Genomic DNA, 20,059 nt, shown 5'->3' on the forward strand with positions numbered 1-20,059 from the left:
GCGAATTCGACCCTTGCGCCCCACCTTCCGCTTCGCCCCCAGCCCCAACGGCCATCTGCATCTCGGCCATGCCTATTCCGCCCTGCTCAACGCCGAGCTGGCGCACCGGCATGGCGGGCGCCTGCTCCTGCGCATCGAGGACATCGACCTCACCCGCTGCCGGCCGCATTTCGTCGACGACATGATCGAGGATCTCGCCTGGCTCGGCCTCGCCTGGGACGAGCCGCCGCGCCGCCAGTCCGAGCATTTCGCCGACTACCGCGCCGCCCTCGACCGGCTGGCGGCCATGGGCCTGACCTACCCCTCGCTCGCCTCGCGCAAGGAGATTGCCGCCGCGGTGGCCGCCGCCGAGGCGGCGGGTGGCGACGCCTGGCCGCGCGATCCCGACGGCGCGCCGCTGCATCCCCGCCACGCCCTGCCGGACGACGCCGACCCCACCCGCCTCGCCGCCGGCGAGCCGCACGCCCTGCGCCTCGACATGGCGGCGGCGCTCGCCCTCGTCCCGCCTCTCGCCTTCGCCGAGCAGGCCGAGGACGGGACGACCAGCCCCGTGCCCGCCGATCCCGGCCGCTGGGGCGACGTCGTGCTGGCGCGCAAGGAGTTTCCGGCGAGCTACCACATCGCCGTCGTGGTCGACGACGCGCTGCAGGGCGTCAGCCATGTCGTGCGCGGCCGGGACCTGTTCCACGCCACCTCCGTCCACCGGCTGCTGCAGCACCTGCTCGGCCTGCCCGCCCCGGTCTACCGCCACCACGGCCTGATCCGCGGCGGCGACGGCGAGAAGCTGTCCAAGAGCCTCGCCTCCCGCAGCCTCAGGGCGCTCAGGGCCGAGGGGGCCTCGCCCGCCGACATCCGCCGGCTGGTCAGCCTATGATGCGGCTGCGGCCGGTCTCTGCAGGCGGCGGGCGCGGGCGTGGCGCGCCAGCTCGAAGGCCACGGCCGCCACGACGGTGAGGACGATGAGGATCAGCCCGAGGGCGTTGACCGCCGGGGTCAGGCCGGTCCGCACCTTGGTGGCGATGTAGACCGTCAGCGGTGTCTCGACGCCGCGGACGAACAGGGTGGTGTTGTAGTTCTCGAACGATTGCAGGAAGGCGATGAACGTTGCCGCCAGCAGGGACGGCCTGAGATAGGGCAGCAGGATCCGGCGGAACACCATCAGGCGCGTCGCGCCGAGGCCGATGGCCGCCTCCTCCTGCACCCGGTCGAAGCGCTGCAGCCGCGCCACCACCATCAGCATGACATAGGCGGTGATGAAGCTCGCCTGGGCCAGGATGATCAGCAGGAGGCCGCCGCCGACGCCGAGCTGGCGCCACAGCACCAACGTGGCGATGCCGACGGCGACGCCGGGTGTCAGCAGCGGCGAGACCATCACGGCGTAGAACAGCGTGCGCGCGCGCTCATGCAGGCTGGTGAGGAAGAGCGCCGCCGCGGTGCCGGCCGGCAGCGCGATGGCGATGACGCCGGCGCCGATGACGAGCGACAGGCGCAACGAGCGCCACATTGCCTCGTCGGTCCACAATGCGCCGAACCAGTCCAGCGTCGTGCCCAGCCAGGGCGTCACGGTCGGAAAGCGGCTGGTGTTGAAGGTCGCCGCCGCCATCACCGCCAGCGGCAGGAAGAGATAGGCGAAGAACAGCAGCATGTAGCCGGCAAAGACGAGCCTCGGCAGCAGAGCGGCGAGAATGGCGGCGCCGCGCTCGACGGCGCCGGGACGGGAGGATACCAGGGGATCGGCCAGGCTCGTCATCGCGCCACGTCCGCCAGGTTGACCCGGAACAGGCGCAGCGCCGCCAGCACCACGGCCATGCACAGCACCAGCAGCACCAGGGCATAGGCGGCGCCGCGGTTCCAGTTCCCGCCTTCGAAGAACCAGTTGTAGATGATCTCGGTGAACCAGCGGCTGCCCGGCGCGCCCAGCAGCGCCGGCGCCACATAGCTGCCCGCAGCCAGCATGAAGGTGAAGACGCACCCCGTCGCGATCCCGGCCTTGGCATGGGGGATGACGATGCGGCGATGGATGCGGGCGGTCGAGGCGCCGAGATTGCGGGCGGCTTCGAGCTGGGCCGAGTCCAGCGTCTGGATCGAGTTGGTGATCGGGAACAGCATGAAGAGGATGTAGGCGTAGACCATGCCGGCGAGCACGCCGAAGTCTCCGAACCAGCGCACCGGCGCCTCGATCAGGCCGAGCCGGACCAGCACCACGTTCAGCGGTCCGTTGAAGGCGAGCAGAATGTACCAGGCCAGCGTCCGCAGCACCTCGTTGATCCAGAACGGGATGACCAGCGCCACCAGGACGCAGACCGCCTGGCGGCGCGTCGCCACCTTGGCGAGCCAGAAGGCGACGGGATAGGTCGCCACCAGCGTCGCCGCCATCACCAGCGCGCTCGCCCAGACCGTCTTCAGGAAAATGGCGCGATGCACGGGGTCGCCGGCCAGCGCCGCGAAATTGGCAAGGGTGTAGCGGTCGCCCGGACCGCCGATCTCGGCCGGCCGCAGGTTCGGGCGCAGCGAGAAGTCGAGCATCATCAGGTTCGGCGCCAGCACCATGCCGACCAGCCAGGCGGCGACGAGGATGAGGATCAGGCCGCCGAGGCCGTAGCCGAAGCGTTGCGTCAGGCTATGCATGCGCCAGCACCAGCGCTGCGGACGGGTCGAAGGAGAGGGAGATGCGGTCGCCGGCGGCCGGTGCCCCGGCGAGCTGCCGGTGCGGCACCGCCGCCAGGAGCGGCGCGCCCTCGCCCGCCCGCGCATGCAGGATGGCGACCGCGCCCTCGAAATCGAGCCGCTCGGCCGCCGCATCGAGCCGGTTGCGGTCCGCGCCGGCATTCACCGCCACGGCCTCGGGCCTGACATAGACCGCGGCCCGGCTGCCGGTCCTGACGCCGGCGCCGGCCCTGCCCGTGAACAGGCCGAGCGGCGTCTCGACCACGGCGAACCCGTCGGCAACGGCGCCGACCGTGCCGGCAAGCTCGTTGGTCTCGCCGACGAAGCGGGCGACGAACGGCGTCGCCGGGTTGGAATAGAGCTCGCGCGGCGTGGCGACCTGCTGCAGCACACCGGCGCTCATCACCGCCACCCGGTCCGACATGGCGAGCGCCTCGGTCTGGTCGTGGGTGATGTAGATGAAGGTGACGCCGGTGCGCTTCTGCAGCGCCCGCAGCTCGGCGCGCATGTGCTGGCGCAGCTTCAGGTCGAGCGCCGACAAGGGCTCGTCCAGCAGCAGCACCTGCGGCTCGACCGCCAGCGCCCGGGCGATGGCGACGCGCTGCTTCTGCCCGCCCGACAATTCGTGGATCATCCGGTCGCCGTAGCCCGGCAGCGCGATCAGCTCGAGCAGCGCCTCGGCGCGGCGACGACGCTCGGTCTTGCCGACCTTTCGGGCTTCGAGACCGAAGGCGATGTTCTCCCACACGGGCATCAGCGGGAACAGCGCCAGCGACTGGAAGATCATCGCGGTCGGGCGCTGGTTGGCGCCGAGGCCGGCCATGTCGCGGCCCCCGATCAGGACGCGCCCCGCCGTCGGCCGGGCGAAGCCGGCGATCAGCCGGAGGATCGTCGTCTTGCCGCAGCCCGATGGCCCGAGGATCGAAAAGAACTCGCCGCCCTCAACGGCCGCCGAGAACCGTTCGACCGCGCGCACGGTGCCGAAGGTCATCTCGATGTCGACGAGCTCGACGGAATGGGACATGGGCGCTTCGTCTCGAAATCGGGGGACGGGGCCGGACCGGCCCGCATCGCGGAGGCCATGCGCCGCTCCGGCCGGTTCTTCAGCCGCCAGGGACGGGGCAGGCCCGTCCATGGCGCGTGCCGACCGGTCGCAGCCGGCGGTCAGGCCGAGAGGAACTTGTCCTGGTACTCGTTGCGGATGGCGACGAACCAGTTCTCCTGCACCGGCCACCACCACAGCTTCTCCAGCGCGTTGCCGGGATAGGCGGCGGTGAAGAAGGCGCGCGAGGCCTCCGACAGGTGCTTGTCGGCGCCGACGGCGGTGGTGTTGATCGAGGTGTGGTTGGCGTAGAGAGCGCCGGCCTCGGGGGTGAGCATCCAGTTCAGGAACGCATAGGCCTGCTCGACATTGACGGCGCCGACGGGGAGCGAGACGCCCTCCATCCAGGCGAGCGCGCCCTCGACCGGAGCGACGAAGCCGATCGGCAGCCCTTCCTTGGCAAGCCCCGCGGCCGAGGAATCCCAGGTCTGGCCGATCTGGGCGCCATTGGTGCGGAAGGCGCCCTGCGCCTCGTTCTCGTTCGACCAGAACTGGGCGATGCTGGCCTTGCGCGCCATCGCCTCGGCCAGGATCACGTCATAGTTGGCGCGCATGGTCGCCTCGTCCTTGAAGCTGTCGCGCATCGGATGCGGCAGCTTGCCCTGCGTCTCCAGCCAGAGGCCGAGCCCGACCAGGCCGGAATGGCCGCGCACCGTGGCCTTGCCCTTCATTTCGGGCTTCCAGATGTCGCCGTAGGAGGCGGTGCCGAAGGCGAGCGGCAGGGCGTTCCTGTCGAAGGCGATCGCCTCGGTGCCCCAGTCGGTCGGTACCTGATAGCGCTTGCCGCCGATCACGGCGCCGAGCGTCTCCGAGCCGGTCACCGCGCTCTTGAGGGCCCGGTCCCACTGGACCTTGGACTCGTCGATCGGCTGGATCAGGCCGAACTCGACATAGTTCGGGACGCGGTCGACCGCCGGCCAGATGATGTCGTAGCCGGTGCCCTTGCTGGCCCGCATCTGGTTGAGCAGCTCGTCATTGGTGCCGTAGGGCGTGTAGACCGCCTTGATCCCCGTGTCCTTCTCGAAGGCGGCCAGCATCTCGGGCGAGATGTAGCCGGCCCAGGCGAAGATGTTGACGGTGCCGGAGGATCCGGCGGCGAAGGAGCCGCGCGAGACGAACGGGGCGGCGAGCGCGAGGCCGGCGGCAGCGCCCTTCATCAACAGGCGGCGGCTGAGATGCGACATCGGAAGATCTCCTGGTCCGGACGGACAGCGTCCGCGACATCCGCGCGGCTTAGAGACCTCCCATGACAGCCTGACGAACGATGCGTGACAGGCTTGCGGCCGCTCAGCAATATGATTTGCCGGCTACTTTCTACAAGTGACGGCCGAAACAGGCGACCCCGTCGCCGGCAAGGCAGCCTCATGCCGGACCTGGTCCGTGGTGCAGCCGTCATGGCCGGGCGAGCCGGCTGCCGGGCCCCTCGCCTTCTCCAAGCGCCCATGAGGCCCCGATCCGCCTATGGTCGGGAAGGCGAGCTCGGGGCATGGCGGCCGCCGCGCGCGCCGACGACGCCTCAGGAAGCGGCGCGCGCCTCGGCGGCCACCGCCTGCAGGGCACGGCCGAGTCGGTCGAACAGGTCGTCGATCTCCGCCTCGCGGATGATCAGCGGCGGCGCGATGACGACGCAGCCCGCGCTCGCCCGCAGGATCAGCCCCTGCTCCAGGGCCGCGGCGACGATGCGCGGCGCCAGGCCGCCGCTGCGCATGCCCATGATGCCGCGATCCACCTTGACGCCGCCGAGGAGGCCGTCATGGCGCACCGCAATGACCAGCGGGTGGCCGGCGAGCGCCTGCATGCGCCGGGCGAAGACCTTGGAGACGCGGGCGACATGGCCGGCCATGTCGCGCTTCTCGTAGATCTCCAGGCATTTCAGCGCGATCGCAGCCGCCAGCGGATGGCCATGATAGGTGCCGCCATGCATCAGGAAGCCGCCGGCGTCGGCGGCTTCGGCGATTTCCTCATAGAGCGCGCCCGACAGGGCGAAGACGCCCATCGGGCAGTAGCCGGAGTTGATGCCCTTGGCCAGCGTCACGGCATCGGGGGCGATGCCGAACCGCTCGGCGCCGAAGCGCGTGCCGAGCTTCCAGAAGCCGGTGATCACCTCGTCGTCGACGAAGGGGATGCCGTGCTCGCGCAGCACCGCCTGCACGCCCTCGAAATAGCCGGCCGGCGGGATCGCCGTCCCGGCGCTGATCGAGACGGGCTCGGCGAAGAAGGCGGAGATCCGCTCCGGCCCCTCCGTGGCGACCAGGTCCCTGAGCTCGCCGACCAGCCGCGCGACGAAATCCGCCTCGCTCTCGCCGGGCAGGGCGTGCTCGTCATGGTCGGGCTGGGTCAGGAAGCGCCGGTTCGCCAGCTCCAGGTTGAAGGCGCTGTGCACGTTGCTGCCGCCGCCCAGGCTGGCCGTGGCCTGGGTGCTGCCGTGATAGCTGTTCCAGCGCGACAGCACCACGCGCTGGCCCGCCTTGCCCTGGTGGGCATCGCGCAGGGCCAGGAACTTCAGCACCGCCTCGTTCGCCTCCGAGCCGCTGGTGGCGAAGCCGATCTGCGCATTCTCCAGCGGCACCAGCGCCGCCAGCCGTTCGGCCAGCGCCTCCGTCGGCTCCGACAGGCGGTGACTCAGGGTGGAGAAATTGGCGATGCGCCCGAGCTGCTCCTTGGCCGCCTCGATCAGCTCCTCGTCCGAGAAGCCGAGCGAGGCGCTGTAGAAGTTGGCGACGCCGTCGACGAAATCCCGCCCGTAGCGGTCGAACAGGCGGATGCCCTCGCCCCGGACGACCACCATGGGGTGGCGATGCGCCTCGCTGGTCAGCCGCGAGAAGCCGATGATGCCGCGGAAGGGCGCGGTGTTGGGGAGGGACGGCGTCATGGCGGGCTCCTGTCTGGTGCGGGCGGCAGTGGGCGTCAGAGCACGCCGTAGGTGTTGTAGACGTCGATCAGGAGGCGTCCCTGCTCGAGCTCGGCGCGGGTCTTGTTCTCGCTGCCGATCTTGGCCGTGGCGGCCTCGATCACCTGCTCGGCGATGGCGTGGGGGATGACGACGACGCCGTCGGCGTCGCCGAAGACGAGATCGTTCGGATGGACCAGCACGCCGCCGCATTCCACGGGGACGTCCATGGCCATCATCTTGCCGCGGCCCTTGGAATCGAGCGGGCCGATGCCGCCGTGGAACACCGGGAAGCCCATGGCCCGGATGGCGCGGGTGTCACGGACCAGCCCGTCGGTGACGCAGCCGACCGCGCCGCGCTGGCGCGCCGCCGTGCTCAGGAGCTCGCCCCAGGGCGCGATGCGCAGGGTCGGGCCGTCGCAGCCGAGCACCGCCACGTCGCCGGGCTTGAGGTCGTCGACCAGCGCGATCTCGATCTCGTAGGGGTTCTCGCCCTCGGTCACCGCATAGGTGTTCATGTAGGAGCCGGTGCGGGCGCGCCCGAACAGAGCGATCGTGTCGTCCAGCGGCCGGACGAAGGGCCGCATCGCCTGGTTCTTGTAGCCGAAATCGTCGAGCAGGTCGGAGAGGACGGCCGAGTACAGCACGGTCCGAAGGGCGTTCATGTCGATGGGCATGGCGGGTCTTTCTGTTCGGGGTGGCGGCTCAGACTTCCGCCGCATAGCCCCCGTCCACGGGGATGGCGGTGCCGGTGACGAAGTCGGAGGCGGGCGAGGCCAGGAACACGGCGATGCCGGCAAAATCGCCGGGCCGGCCCCAGCGCTTGGCCGGGGTGCGGGCGAGCACCCGCTCATTCAGGCCGGCGACCTGCTTCCTGGCCTCCGCCGTGAGGTCGGTGTCGATCCAGCCGGGCAGCACGGCGTTGACCTGGATGTTGTCGCCGGCCCAGGCGGCCGCGAGCGACTTGGTGAGCTGCACCACGCCGCCCTTGGCCGCGGCATAGGGCGCGGCGAAGGACGCCCCGAACAGCGACAGCATCGAGCCGATATTGACGATCTTGCCGCCGCCGGCCGCGACCAGCGCCGGGTAAGCCGCCTGGGAGCACAGGAAGGTGCTGGTCAGGTTGACCGTCACCAGGGCATTCCACTCGGCCAGCGAATAGGCCTGGGGCAGCTTGCGATCGTTGGTGCCGGCATTGTTGACCAGCACGTCGAGCCGGCCGAAGCGGGCGACGGCCGCCTCCACCAGCCGGTGGCAATCCGCCTCCTGGGTGACGTCGGCTTCGACCGCGAGCGTGCCGGCGCCGGCCGCGGCCAGCTGCCTCGCCGCCGCCTGGTTCTTGGCGGCGTTGCGGCCGGCGACCACCACGCTGGCTCCGGCCGCCGCCAGCCCCTCGGCCATGCCGAGGCCAATGCCGCCATTGCCGCCGGTGACGATGGCGACGCGTCCGCCGAGGTCGAAAGGGGTGGTCATGCATCCGCTCCTGCGCGCAGCGCCGGTGTGATGTCGTCGAGGGCGAGGGCCAGCCGGTCGACCAGGGCGTCGACCTGCGCGTCGGTGATGACGAAGGGCGGGCACAGGGCGACGATGTCGCCCATCATGTTGCGCAGGGCCACGCCGCGCTCGAGCACCGCGGCGTTGAGCCGGCCGGCTGCGTTGAAGGCGGCCGGGAAGCCGCGACGCGATGCCGGATCGGCGGCGAGCTCCACCGCCGCGATCAGGCCGCGGCCGCGGATATCGCCGACGAAGGGATGGCCGCCGAGCCGGCGCTGCAGCCCCTGCATCAGGCGCGAGCCCTTGTCGCGGACCAGCGCCAGCAGATCGAGGTCGCGATAGACGTCGAGCGTCTCCAGCGCGATCGCCGCGCCGACGGGGTGGCCCGAATTGGTGAAGCCGTGGCCGAACACGGCACCGGCGTGATTGTCCGCCAGCACCTCGTAGATCGCCTCGCCGATCAGCGTGGCTGAGATCGGGAAGTAGGACGAGGACAGGGCCTTGGCCACGGCCATCATGTCCGGGCGCATGCCCGTCGTCTCGCAGCCGAACCAGCGCCCGGTGCGCCCGAAGCCGCAGACCACCTCGTCGTCCAGCATCAGGATGCCGTGGCGATCGAGCACGGCCTGGATGTTCGGATAGTAGTCGGCCGGCGGGATCACGACGCCGCCGCCCGCCAGGATCGGCTCGGCGATGAAGGCGGCGATGGTGTCGCCCCCCTCGGCGGCGATGGTCGCCTCCAGCTCGTCGGCCAGCCGGCGGGCGAAGGCCGCCTCGCTCTCGCCCGGCAGGCCCTCGCGGTAGAGGTCGGGGCAGCGCACATGGATGAAGCCGGGCAGCGGCAGGCCATATTCGCGGTGCATGTCGGGCAGCCCCGACATGCTCGCCGCGACGATGGTGCTGCCATGGAAGCCGCGATCGCGGCTGATCACCTTGCGTCGCTGCGGCTCGCCCCGGGCAGCATGATAGGCCCAGGCCATCTTCACCATCGTCTCCGTCGCTTCCGAGCCGGAGGTGTTGAAGCAGACGCGGGTGAGGCCGTGCGGCGCGAGCTCGGCCAGGCGCCCGGCGAGGTCCACCGTGTTGTCCGGCGAGCGATGGGCGAAGGTGTGGTAGAAGCCGAGCTTCTCCAGCTGCGCCGCTCCGGCGCGGGCGAGGCGCGGATGGTTGAAGCCCAGCGACGCGCACCACAGGCCCGACATGCCCTCGATATAGCGCCGGCCGCCGGCATCCTCGATCTCGGCGCCGTCGCCGCGGCTGATCACCACCGGGCCGGCCGCCTCGTGCGCACGCCAGTTGGTTCGCGGATGCAGGTGATGGGCGATGTCTGTAGCCGCGAGCGAATTGCGAAGAGGGGGCACGATGGGATCCTTGGAGACGGGCGGGGCTCAGCGGCCGCGGCCGGCGACGGCGAGGGCCGCCGGCTTGGCCTGCTTGCGTTTGCGCGCGGCGGAGCTGCCCCTGCGCTGCACATCGAACCGCCGTTCGACGTACTCGACGAACTTGGCGACGGGATAGCTGATGCAGAAATAGATGATGGCGACCATGGCGAAGATTTCGAAGTGCTTGAACGTCGCCGAGGCCAGCAGTTCGCCGGTGAACATCAGATCCCGCATGGTGATGACCGAGACCAGGGCGGAATCCTTGAAGATCGAGACGAAGAAGTTGCCGATCGCCGGGATGACGATCCGGATCGCCTGCGGCAGGATGATCCGGCGCATCATCAGGCGGCGCGACATGCCGAGCGACTGGCCTGCCTCGCGCTGGCCGGCCGGCACCGCCTGGATGCCGGAGCGGAAAACCTCCGCCATATAGGCGCTGTAGTTGATCGCCAGGCCCGCCACGCCGGAGACGAACGGCGAGAGCACGATGCCGCCATAGGGCAGGACGTAGTAGATGAAGAACAGCTGCAGCAGCAGCGGCGTGCCGCGGATGAACTGGATATAGGCCGTGGCGAGCGCCCGCAGGGGCAGGAAGCGCGACAATCGCGCCAGGCCGATCAGCAGCCCGCCGATGAGCGCCAGGATATAGGCCGCCAGCGACACCGTGACGGTGACCAGCGCCCCTTCGAGGAGCTCGGGCAGGAACGAAAGCATTTCCTTCAGGATCGTCATCGCCGCTCCGGGCTGGCACTACGACTGGGACTGGCAGGAGGCGAAAATCGAACGACACGGACCACGCCGCCCCGACGGAGACGGACGAGCAAGCCATGGCGCCCCGCCCGTTTCCCTGTCCCGGGCATCGCCGTCCTGCTTGCCGCGACGAGGCGGCTCGGGCAGCCCCGCCGCGGCTGTCGCCGGGCGGGACCGCCGGTCAAGGCGCAGAGCCTAGTTGTTGTAGCCGGTAAGGCCCCATTTCTCGAGGATCTTGGCCATCTCGCCCTGGTCCTCCATCCATTGCAGGGCTGCGTCGAGCCCGACGCGCAGCTGCACGTCGCCTTGGCGGACGGCCCAGCGGCTATAGCCGGCCGGGTTCTTGAGTTGGTGCGGCGTATAGCCCTCCACCAGCTTCAGCCCCCATTCCGGGTGCTCCTTGATCGTCGCGGCGATGATCGGCTGGTCGTGCACGGCGGCGTCGAGCCGGCCGTTCTGCAGATCCTGCGACATCTCCGGCCAGTTCTTGTAGCCCTTGTAGGTCACGCCGTCGGTCTTCTGGATCCATTCGGCATAGTTGGTGCCGAGCAGGGCGCCGCAGGTCTTGCCCTTCAGGTCGGCGATGGAGGTGGCGGTGATGCCGCTACCGTCCTTCAACGCCAGCCATTCCGAGTAGTAATAGGTGGGGAATGTGAAATCGACCACCTTGGCGCGCGAAACGGTGTAGTGGATGGAGTCGCCGACGATGTCGAAACGGCCGGACAGCAGACCCGGGATCATGCCGTCGAACGGCACGGTGTTGACGGTGACCTTGCCGATGTTCAACATCTTGGCGGCGTAGCGCAGGATGTCGGCATCGATGCCGCTGAATTCCTTGGTCTTGTCGTCGATATAGGAATAAGGCCAGTCATTCGAGGTGCAGAGCTGAATCTCACCCTTCTGCTGGATCTTCACCAGCGAGTCGTCGGCCTCGATCTTCGGCAGCGTGAAATCCTTGAAGGAGGAGTCGATCGTCGGCTCGGTTGCGGCGGTGGCGATACTCGGCGCCGCCAGCACGGCGCCGGCCGCCAGAGCGCCGCCCGAGGCCAGCATGGTGCGTCGCGACAGTTGGACCTTGGCGGGATGATCCGAATTCTGGGACATGGAGTTCCTCTTCTCTGGGTGGGATGGTTCTTGCGGCTTGGTGGTTCGGGCCGATGCCGCGACCGCCGGGGCGGCGCGGCCGGATGCTCATGCGCCGGCTCCCTCGCTCTGGAGCACGGTCTGCAGGAACTGGCGGGTGCGTGGATTGGCCGGAGCCGAGAAGATGTCGCGCGCGGCGCCGCGCTCGACGATCTCGCCGCCGGCCATGAAGACGACGGTGTCGGAGACGTCGCGGGCAAAACCCATCTCGTGGGTGACGACCAGCATGGTCATGCCCTCGGCGGCGAGGTCGCGCATCACCTTGAGCACCTCGCCGACCAGCTCCGGGTCGAGGGCGCTGGTCGCCTCGTCGAACAGCATCAGCTTGGGGTCCATCGCCAGGGCGCGGGCGATGGCGACGCGCTGCTGCTGGCCGCCGCTGAGCTGGTGCGGATAATCGTCGGCCTTTTCGGTGAGGCCGACCTTGGCCAGCAGCGCCATGGCCCGATCCGTCGCCTCGGCGCGGCTGCGGCGCAGCACGTGGATCGGCGCCTCGGTAACGTTGCCCAGCACGGTCAGGTGAGGGAACAGGTTGAAGGACTGGAACACCATGCCGATGCTCGCCCGGATGGCCTCGACCCGCCGTTCCGGATCGATCACCAGCTTTCCGTCCTTTGTGTAACGATAAACAGGCTGCCCTTCAAAGTAGATCGTGCCGCCGTTGATGTCCTCCAGGTGGTTGACGCAGCGCAGCAGCGTCGACTTCCCTGCCCCCGACGGACCGATCAGGCAGACGACCTCGCCCTTGCGGACATCGAGCGTCACGTCCCGCAGCACCGGCAGGGCGCCATAGGACTTGTTGATGCGTTCGAGATAGAGCAGCGCCGATTGCGGCGACGCACCGGTTGCGGCGTGGTTCGGATCAGACATCCTGTCGGCCCTGCTTCGAGACCATGCCGGCCTGCGGCGACGGCGCTCATGCCGCGGCGCATCGCCAGCGTGTTGATTCCCTGTCGGAAGGGATTAGACTCGGCACACTGGCTATCCAGAATGGATATCCAAACTGGATAGCCAGTCGACGTTATCCGGTCCGGACCGAGAGTCAAGAGTGTCGGACGATGCAGAAGCGAGGACGCAACTATCGGACCGTTGCCGATCGGATCGAGGAGCTGATCCGCACCAAATATGAAGAGGGGGACCGCATTCCCGGCGAGCGCGACCTTGCCAAGCGCTACCACGCCAGCCGCCCCACCGTGCGCGAGGCCGTCGTCAGCCTGGAGATCGCCGGCCTGGTGGAGGTGCGCACCAACAGCGGCATCTATGTGCTGGGCAAGGGCAACAGCCAGCGCGGCCAGGAGCAGGGCCACGCGCCCTTCGAGATCCTGCGCGCCCGGATGGTGGTCGAGCCCGAGGTGGCGGCGGCAGCGGCCAAGCACGCGACCGCCGACGACTATCGCAGGATGGAGGCGGGCATCCAGCATATGCGCGAGGAGGACGAGCAGGATCGGCCGACCGAGCAGGGCGACCGCGAGTTCCACCTCGCCGTGGCCGGCGGCTGCGACAACACCATGCTCGCCCAGATCGTCCTGCTCCTGTGGGACAACCAGCAGCGCAGCAGCCTGTGGCTGCGTGCCGATGCCTATGCCCGCTCCGGCAATCTGCGCCAGTTCTGGATCCAGGACCATCTCAACGTCCTCGAAGCCCTCAAGACCCGCAAGGCCGATCTCGCCCGCGCGGCGATGCTCCGCCATCTCGAGCACACCTGGCAGTCGCTGCTGGACGCCGGGCAGGACTGACCGCCTGCCCCCGTCTCGGAGCCTGATCCGACCGACTTCCGGGGCGAGGCTCTCAGCTCGCCTGTTTCGGCTCCGGCGCCAGGACGCGGCCCGGGCTCATCAAGCCGGCAGGATCGATCAGGGTCTTGATGCCGCGCATCAGCGTCTCGTCGAGCGGCGCGAGGCGCTGGTGGAAGGCGTCGCGCTTGACCAGGCCGACGCCGTGCTCGGCGCTGATCGAGCCGCCCTGGCTGTCCACGGCGGCGAAGATGATGTCCTGGCAGCGATAGAGGCAGGCCTTGGTCTCGGCTTCCGCCAGTCCCCGCGGCGGCAGCACGTTGAAATGGATATTGCCGTCGCCGAGATGGCCGTAGACCAGCGGCTGCGCCTGCGGCTCGCGGCGGCTCAGCTCGGCCTTGGCCTCGTCGAGGAAGGCGGCGATGCGCGACACCGGCACCGAGACATCGGTGCGCAGATGGCGGCCGCGCCGGACCTGCACCTCGATCAGGGCCTCGCGCAGGCGCCAGAAATCCTTGGCCTGCGCCAGGTTCGAGGCCAGCACGCCGTCGAGGATGCGCTCCTTTTCGATCGCCCGCTCCAGGAACGTCTCGACCAGCGCCTTGAGATCGACCAGGCCGCTGGCCGAGGCTTCGAGCAGGACATGGCAGGGCCCCGGCGTCGCCAGCGGGTCGCGCAGCCCCGGCACCTCGGCGAAGGCGAGGTCGAGCCCCGGCCGCTCCAGGATCTCGAAGGCCGAGAGCAGGTCCGCCAGGTCGCGCCGCGCCTGGCCGAGCAGCGCCACGGCCGCCGCCGGCGATTCGACCGCCAGGAACGCCGTCTCGACCTGCTCGGGCCGCGGAAACAGCTTCAGGCTGGCCGCGGTGACGATGCCGAGCGTGCCCTCCGAGCCGATGAACAGCTGCTTCAGGTCATAGCCGGTGTTGTTCTTGTAGAGCTTGCGCAGCCCGTTCCAGATCTGCCCGTCCGGCAGCACCACCTCCAGGCCGAGCACCAGGTTGCGCATCATGCCGTAGCGCAGCACGTTGAGGCCGCCGGCATTGGTGGCGATGTTGCCGCCGATCTGGCAGCTGCCCTGCGCGCCGAGATAGAGCGGGAAGATGCAGTCCTGCTCGGCCGCGGCCTGGTGCACGGTCTCCAGGACGCAGCCGGCCTCCGCCACCAGGGTGAAGCCGAGCGCATCGATCTCGCGCACCCGGTTCAGCCGTTCCAGGCTGACCACCACCTCGTCGCCCGCGGATGTCGGCGTCGCGCCTCCGACCAGGCCCGTGTGGCCGCCCTGCGGCACCACGCGCGCCCCCGCCTCGGCGGCGAGCGCGACGATCTTCGCCACCTCCGCCGCCGTGCACGGACGCACGATCATCCGCGCCTGGCCGTCGAGGTCGCCCGACCAGTCGCGGGCATAGCGTTGCGCATCCTCGCCGGGCGCCAGCGGGTCGAAGACCGCCAGCCGCTCCTCCAGCCACCCCGCCGCTTTCTTGCTCATGGGTCGGTATCCTTTGCCGGCTGATCGGCGGCTCTCGCATCAGGTTCGGGTGCTGCGCAGGAAATCCGCCAGGCGCGGGCTGCGCGGGTTCTCGAAGATCGCCGAGGGCGGGCCCTCCTCGGCGATCCGCCCCTGCTCCATGAACACCACCCGGCTGGAAACGTCACGGGCAAAGCGCATCTCATGGGTGACGATCAGCAGCGTCGCTCCGTCCTCGGCGATGCTCTTGACGGTGTTCAGCACCTCCTGGACCAGCTCCGGGTCGAGGGCGGAGGTGACCTCGTCGAGCAGCACCAGCTTCGGGTCCATGGCCAGGGCCCGGGCGATGGCGACGCGCTGCTGCTGCCCGCCCGAAAGCTGGCTGGGATAGTGGTCGATGCGCGCCGCCAGGCCGACGCGGCCGAGCCAGGTCTCGGCGATCGACCGTGCCTCGTCCCTGCCGAGCCGCCGCACCTTGCGCAGGCCGAGCATGACGTTGCCGCCCGCCGTGAGGTGCGGGAACAGGTTGAAGTTCTGGAACACCATGCCGGTCATCGCGCGCTGGCGCGACAGCTCGCGGTCGCCCAGCCGGTGGCGCCGGCCGTGGCCGGTGCGATAGCCGATCGCCTCGCCGTCGAGCCGGATCTCGCCGCCCTGAAACTCCTCCAGGAGGTTGACGCAGCGCAGCAGCGTCGTCTTCCCCGAGCCGCTCGAGCCGATGATCGAGACGACGTCGCCCCGGTGCAGGGCGAGGTCGACACCCTTGAGCACCTCCAGCGTGCCGAATTGCTTGCTGAGGCCGTGGATTTCGAGCAGGGGATGCGAGGCTTCAGCCATCAGCGCACACTCACGCGGCGTTCGACGATCTTCCCGAGCTGGTCGAGACCGATGTTGATGATGAGATAGAGGACACCGGCAAAGACGTAGAACTGGATCGTCATGAAATTGCGGCCGATGACCTCCTGCGTCTTCAGCAGGAGCTCGCCGACGCCGATCATCGACAGGAGGCTCGAGCCCTTGATCAGCTCGACCCCGGTGTTGATCCACGGCGGCAGCGCGGCGCGCAGCGCCTGCGGCAGCAGCACGTAGCCCAGCAGTTGCGGGAAGGTCAGGCCGATGCTGCGCCCGGCCTCGGCCTGGCCCGGCGGGATCGCCTGCAGGGCGCCGCGCAGCAGTTCGCCGATATGGGCGCCGGCGAACAGCGCCAGCGCCAGGATGCCGGCCTGGGTGGCGTTGAGGCTGAGCCCGGCCACCGCCGGCACGTAGAAGGCGGCGAGGATCAGGACCAGCAGCGGCGTACCGCGCATGACGTCGACATAGAGCCGGAACGGGATGCGGGCGAGGGGCGGCGCGAACACCAGCTGGATGCCGATGACGCAGCCCAGCAGCGTGCCGAACACGATGGCGCCGACCGCGATCTCCGCCGTCAGCACCAGCCCCTGCCAGAGCGGCCAGCGTGCGATCCAGAGTTGATCGAGGAAGGCTTGCATGGGGCCTCAGAACTTGGGGAAGCGGCGTTCCAGGCGCCGGAGCAGCGCGGCGATCGCCACGCAGGTGGCGATGTAGAGGCCGCTGGCCACGGTCCAGGTCTCGACCACGCGGAACGTGTCGACATTGATCTTGCGCGCCTCGAAGGTCAGCTCCGGCACGGCGATCGCCGCGGCGATCGAGCTGTCCTTGAACATGCCGATGAAGGTGTTGCCGAGCGAGGGCAGGGCATTGCGCAGCATCACCGGCGCGATCACGGAGGTCGCCGTCTGCAGGCGCGTCAGGCCGATGGCGCGCGCCGCCTCGATCACGCCCTTGGGCACGGAGAGCAGGCCGGCCCGGAACACCTCGGTCAGGTAGGCGCCGGAATAGAGCGCCAGGGCGCCGATGAAGCTCTCATACTTGTCGAGCCGGATCCCGGCCTGCGGCAGCGCGAAATAGACCAGCAGCACCAGGACGAGCAGCGGCAGGTTGCGGATCAGCATGACATAGGCGCCGGCCAGGAAGCGGCCGACGCGCGAGGGGCCGACGCTGGCGAAGGCCCCGACCAGGCCGAGCATCGTGCCGACGGCGATCGCCGCCACGGCGAGACCGAGCCCGATGGCAAGCCCCGACAACAGCGCGTCGAAGCTCGCCCAGACTGCCCCGAAGTGCAGCGAATACCCCACGAGGTCCGCCCGGCTCAGCGGAACTCGGAGGGGAAGCCGATCTTCGGTTCCGGCGGCGACTCGCCGAACCAGCGCTCGAACGCCGCCTTGTAGATCGGGAAGGTGGTGCCGGTCATCGATTCGCGCAGCGCGACGTTGACGAAGTTCAGCCAGTCCTGGTCGCCCTGCTTGACGATGCAGGAATAGGTCTGCGGGTTCCAGCTGTAGCCGGAGTCGACGTAGCGACCGGCATTCTGCTTCATGTAGTAGCGCAGGGACGAGGAATCCGTGGCGGCCGCGTCCGCACGCCCGGAGTTGAGCGCCTGGTACATCAGGTCGACGCTCTCGAACTGGTCGACCTTGGCCTCGGGCAGGGCGTCGTGCACCATCTTCTCGGCGAAGACGTTCTGCAGCACCGACACCGTCACCTTGGATCCCGCCGCCTTGAGGGCGGCATAGTCGGCATAAGGCCCGCCCGCCACCAGCATCAGGCTGACGCCCTCACGGTAGTAGGGCACGGTGAAGGCGACCTGCTGGGCGCGGGCCGCCGTCGTCGTGACGAACTGGCAGGTGATGTCGACCTTGCCGGTGACGATGTTGGGAATGCGCGCGTCGGAGGCCTGGTTGACGAACTCGATCTTGGTCGGATCGTCGAACAGGCCCTGGGCGACGATCTTGGCGATCTCGATGTCGAAGCCGACGAGCTCGCCGTTCTCGTCGCGGAAATGCCAGGGCGGATTGGTGCTGCCGGTGCCGACGATGAGCTTGCCGCGGCTCAGCACCTCCTGCAGCTTGCCCTGCGCCGAGGCGGTCGCCCCCGGCATCATCGCCCATGCGAACAGGCCGATGCCGGCCATGACCTTGATCGTGGTGCGGAACATTCTTCTTCCCCTGATCTTGTTGGATGGCCGTCCCGAGGGCGTGGACGCCGATAGGCGGCATGGTAGCGTCGTCGAGGCTCCCGCGGGAGACAAGGGCCGCCTGTTTCGTCCGATGAAAAAAGCGGCCCTTGGTCCCGCGCGGCGATACATCCTAAAGAAGGCCCTGCGCCCTCAGCTCGGCCACCGCCGACGCGGCAGCGGCCAGGGTCTCGTCGATCACGCCGGCGTCATGTTCCACGGACAGGAACCAGGCGCCGCGCTCCAGCGCCCGCACGCCGCGCCGCAGCAGGGCGGTGGTGAAGGCGACATAGGCGCGCCGGTCGGACCGGACGAGGTCGCGATAGTCGCGGGCCGGCGCATCCAGCCCGAAGGCGACATGGAACACCTGCGGGAAGCCGGTGACCACCGCCTTGGCGCCGGCCGCGGCGAAGACCTCGCGCAGGCCCTCCATCAGCCGCCGGCCCTGCACGTCGATCGCGGCATAGAGCGCCGGCGTCAGGCGCCTCAGCGTCGCCACCGTCGCCGCCATGGCGACGGGCTGGGAATTGTAGGTGCCGCCATGCACCACGCCGCCGCTGGCGAACAGGTCGAGCAGGTCGGCCCGGCCGGCGATGGCCGCCACGGGGAAACCGTTGGCGATAGCCTTGCCGAAGGTGGCGAGATCGGGCGTCACCCCGAAGCGCTCCTGGGCGCCGCCCGGCGCCAGGCGGAAGCCGGTGATGACTTCGTCGAAGATCAGGATGGCGCCGGCACGGGTGCAGGCCTCGCGCACGCCTTCCAGGTAGCCCGGCGCCGGCTGGATGGCGCCGGCATTGCACATCGCCGCCTCCATGATCACCGCGGCGACGTCGCCCTGCTCCAGGCGCCGGCGCAGCAGGGCAAGATCGTTCCAGGGCAGGACGGCGATGTCCTCGGCCGCCTGCGGCGGCTGGCCCCTGCTGCCGGCGACCGGTACCGGCGCCTCGCGCGGGCCGGCGGCATCGAGGGCGGGGGCGGTCGACCACAGCACATTGTCGAACCAGCCGTGGTAATGGCCCTCGAACTTGATCACGATACGCCGCCCGGTTGCGGCACGGGCGAGGCGCAGCGCCGCCTGGTCGACCTCGGAGCCGGACGAGCCGAAGCGCATGCGCTCGGCGCAGGGCACCAGCTCGCACACGAGCCGAGCCGCCTCGGCCTCGACCGCGGTCTGGCCGGCGAACAGAATGCCGCGCTCGAGCTGGGCCCGGACGGCCTCGCCCAGCTCGGGCGGGTTGTGGCCGAGGATCATCGGCCCCATCCCGAGGTAGTAGTCGATCAGCCGGTTGCCGTCGACATCGGTGAGATAGGGGCCCGCGCCGCTCTCGAACACCAGCGGGGTGGGCGAGATGCCCAGGCGGAAATTGCTGTTGACGCCGCCGGCGATCCAGCGGGCATTGTCCCGGATGCGCTGCGCGGAGCCCTCGAACGACAGGGCGGTTGGCGCCTTCTCTGGCTGCTGCACGGTCAAGCTGGCCTCCTGCGATGCTTCGGCATGAGGGAACCCTTGCCGGCGTTCCGTGTAAATCACACGTTGTTTCGCCTGGCGAAAATAGCTATCGGATTGCGAAGTCTCGCCCCAGCCGAAAGCCGCGCCATGCCGACCGCCCCGGACAGCCGCTACATCGTCGGCCCCGTCATGAAGGCGCTGCGCATCCTCGAGGTCCTGGCCGAGAAGGGGCACGACATGTCGCTGACCATGGTCGCCAACGAACTGCGCCTGCCCAAGACCAGCGCCTTCCGCTATCTGAGGACCCTCAGCGCCGCCGGCTTCGCCAGCTACGATGTCAGGACCGACAAATACGGCGTCGGCCAGCGCTTTCGGGCGCTGGCGCACGTCGACAAGAGCCTGCACCGGCTGCGCGAGTGCTCGGCGCCGGTGCTCAAGCGGCTCAACCGGGAGTTCAACGAGACCATCAACCTCGCCGTCATCGCCGACCGGCAGGTCGTCTACATCGACATCCTCGAATCGACCCATGTGCTGCGGCTGCAGGCGCGCATCGGCAGCCGCGATCCGCTGCACTCCACCGCCCTGGGCAAGGCCATGCTCGCCCATCTCGACGAGGCCGAGCGCACGGCCTGCCTGTCGGATGCCCTGGCAGAGCGCACGCTGCGCACCATCACCCAGGCCGCCACCCTCGATCGGCAGCTGCGCGAGGTCGCGGAGGCCGGCGTCGCCGTCGAGAACGGCGAGAACGAGGAGGGTTCGATGTGCATCGGCGTGCCGGTGCTCGACGAGGTCGGCCGCCCCATCGCCGCCATCAGCCTCTCGGCCCCGGAACGCCGCGTCACCGACGGCGTCCGCGAGCGGGCGATCATCCGCCTGAAGGAAGCCGCCCGCGAGATCGCCGCCCGTCTCGCCGGGGCCGGACCGCCGCAGGCGGAGGCCTGACGGGACC

Annotated in this window: 20 protein-coding genes; 3 read left to right on the forward strand and 17 right to left on the reverse strand. The window is 69.5% G+C overall.

The genetic code is table 11. From position 1 onward, the window contains the following. Window positions 1–13: 13 nt before the first annotated feature. A complete protein-coding gene (gene gluQRS, locus AC27L4_RS14775) occupies window positions 14–874 on the forward strand; it encodes a tRNA glutamyl-Q(34) synthetase GluQRS (protein WP_487142994.1) in 861 nt (286 codons plus the stop codon). Here the strand turns inward: gluQRS and AC27L4_RS14780 are convergent. The 11 genes from AC27L4_RS14780 to AC27L4_RS14830 all read right to left on the reverse strand — a co-directional run bounded on the left by AC27L4_RS14780 (window position 869) and on the right by AC27L4_RS14830 (window position 12,298). Next, window positions 869–1,750 carry an ABC transporter permease gene (locus AC27L4_RS14780; RefSeq protein ID WP_487142995.1) on the reverse strand — a complete coding sequence of 294 codons (882 nt, stop codon included), beginning with the start codon at window positions 1,748–1,750 and terminating at the stop codon, window positions 869–871. The genes gluQRS and AC27L4_RS14780 overlap by 6 nt on opposite strands. Next, window positions 1,747–2,628, reverse strand: coding sequence for an ABC transporter permease (locus tag AC27L4_RS14785; RefSeq protein WP_487142996.1), 882 nt, complete (start codon window positions 2,626–2,628; stop codon window positions 1,747–1,749). Before AC27L4_RS14785 ends, AC27L4_RS14780 begins: the two co-directional genes overlap by 4 nt. Beyond that, the gene (locus tag AC27L4_RS14790) at window positions 2,621–3,691 is read right to left on the reverse strand and encodes an ABC transporter ATP-binding protein (RefSeq protein ID WP_487142997.1); all 1,071 of its coding nucleotides are present in this window, start codon (window positions 3,689–3,691) and stop codon (window positions 2,621–2,623) included. Before AC27L4_RS14790 ends, AC27L4_RS14785 begins: the two co-directional genes overlap by 8 nt. Window positions 3,692–3,831: 140 nt before the next feature. Beyond that, entirely contained in the window at window positions 3,832–4,953 is a 1,122-nt protein-coding gene (locus AC27L4_RS14795) for an extracellular solute-binding protein (protein WP_487142998.1), read from the reverse strand. Window positions 4,954–5,285: 332 nt separating this feature from the next. Beyond that, on the reverse strand, window positions 5,286–6,641 hold the full coding sequence (locus AC27L4_RS14800; protein WP_487142999.1) for an aminotransferase class III-fold pyridoxal phosphate-dependent enzyme: 1,356 nt from the start codon (window positions 6,639–6,641) through the stop codon (window positions 5,286–5,288). Between the two features lie 35 nt (window positions 6,642–6,676). Beyond that, the gene (locus AC27L4_RS14805) at window positions 6,677–7,336 is read right to left on the reverse strand and encodes an RraA family protein (protein ID WP_487143000.1); all 660 of its coding nucleotides are present in this window, start codon (window positions 7,334–7,336) and stop codon (window positions 6,677–6,679) included. Window positions 7,337–7,364: 28 nt separating this feature from the next. Continuing rightward, window positions 7,365–8,132, reverse strand: a complete 768-nt coding sequence (locus tag AC27L4_RS14810) for an SDR family NAD(P)-dependent oxidoreductase (protein ID WP_487143001.1) — start codon at window positions 8,130–8,132, stop codon at window positions 7,365–7,367. Then, the gene (locus AC27L4_RS14815) at window positions 8,129–9,514 is read right to left on the reverse strand and encodes an aminotransferase (RefSeq protein ID WP_487143002.1); all 1,386 of its coding nucleotides are present in this window, start codon (window positions 9,512–9,514) and stop codon (window positions 8,129–8,131) included. Before AC27L4_RS14815 ends, AC27L4_RS14810 begins: the two co-directional genes overlap by 4 nt. Before the next feature lie 27 nt (window positions 9,515–9,541). Further along, the gene (locus tag AC27L4_RS14820; RefSeq protein WP_487143003.1) at window positions 9,542–10,267 is read right to left on the reverse strand and encodes an amino acid ABC transporter permease; all 726 of its coding nucleotides are present in this window, start codon (window positions 10,265–10,267) and stop codon (window positions 9,542–9,544) included. A gap of 213 nt (window positions 10,268–10,480) precedes the next feature. Next, window positions 10,481–11,389 carry a substrate-binding periplasmic protein gene (locus AC27L4_RS14825; RefSeq protein WP_487143004.1) on the reverse strand — a complete coding sequence of 303 codons (909 nt, stop codon included), beginning with the start codon at window positions 11,387–11,389 and terminating at the stop codon, window positions 10,481–10,483. Between the two features lie 87 nt (window positions 11,390–11,476). Continuing rightward, on the reverse strand, window positions 11,477–12,298 hold the full coding sequence (locus AC27L4_RS14830; protein WP_487143005.1) for an amino acid ABC transporter ATP-binding protein: 822 nt from the start codon (window positions 12,296–12,298) through the stop codon (window positions 11,477–11,479). A gap of 188 nt (window positions 12,299–12,486) precedes the next feature. Between AC27L4_RS14830 and AC27L4_RS14835 the strand changes: the two genes are divergently transcribed. Continuing rightward, complete coding sequence (locus AC27L4_RS14835) at window positions 12,487–13,164, forward strand: FadR/GntR family transcriptional regulator (protein ID WP_487143006.1); 678 nt, start codon at window positions 12,487–12,489, stop codon at window positions 13,162–13,164. Between the two features lie 52 nt (window positions 13,165–13,216). On the opposite strand, the gene AC27L4_RS14840 is transcribed toward AC27L4_RS14835, so the two are convergent. The 6 genes from AC27L4_RS14840 to AC27L4_RS14865 all read right to left on the reverse strand — a co-directional run bounded on the left by AC27L4_RS14840 (window position 13,217) and on the right by AC27L4_RS14865 (window position 19,125). Further along, window positions 13,217–14,647: an FAD-binding oxidoreductase gene (locus AC27L4_RS14840; protein ID WP_487143007.1), complete on the reverse strand. Its 1,431-nt coding sequence runs from the start codon at window positions 14,645–14,647 to the stop codon at window positions 13,217–13,219. 39 nt (window positions 14,648–14,686) lie between these two features. Continuing rightward, window positions 14,687–15,463, reverse strand: coding sequence for an amino acid ABC transporter ATP-binding protein (locus AC27L4_RS14845; protein ID WP_487143008.1), 777 nt, complete (start codon window positions 15,461–15,463; stop codon window positions 14,687–14,689). Then, window positions 15,463–16,116, reverse strand: coding sequence for an amino acid ABC transporter permease (locus AC27L4_RS14850; RefSeq protein ID WP_487143009.1), 654 nt, complete (start codon window positions 16,114–16,116; stop codon window positions 15,463–15,465). Before AC27L4_RS14850 ends, AC27L4_RS14845 begins: the two co-directional genes overlap by 1 nt. Window positions 16,117–16,122: 6 nt before the next feature. Then, window positions 16,123–16,782 carry an amino acid ABC transporter permease gene (locus tag AC27L4_RS14855; protein WP_487143010.1) on the reverse strand — a complete coding sequence of 220 codons (660 nt, stop codon included), beginning with the start codon at window positions 16,780–16,782 and terminating at the stop codon, window positions 16,123–16,125. 14 nt (window positions 16,783–16,796) lie between these two features. Beyond that, on the reverse strand, window positions 16,797–17,642 hold the full coding sequence (locus AC27L4_RS14860) for a transporter substrate-binding protein (protein WP_487143011.1): 846 nt from the start codon (window positions 17,640–17,642) through the stop codon (window positions 16,797–16,799). Window positions 17,643–17,793: 151 nt separating this feature from the next. Next, complete coding sequence (locus tag AC27L4_RS14865) at window positions 17,794–19,125, reverse strand: aspartate aminotransferase family protein (protein WP_487143809.1); 1,332 nt, start codon at window positions 19,123–19,125, stop codon at window positions 17,794–17,796. 132 nt (window positions 19,126–19,257) lie between these two features. Here AC27L4_RS14865 and AC27L4_RS14870 point away from each other — a divergent pair, with 132 nt between their 5' ends. After that, window positions 19,258–20,052 carry an IclR family transcriptional regulator gene (locus tag AC27L4_RS14870; RefSeq protein ID WP_487143012.1) on the forward strand — a complete coding sequence of 265 codons (795 nt, stop codon included), beginning with the start codon at window positions 19,258–19,260 and terminating at the stop codon, window positions 20,050–20,052. The last annotated feature ends 7 nt before the right edge of the window (window positions 20,053–20,059 follow it).

It is taken from the genome of Labrys sp. Lb11 (assembly GCF_057554225.1).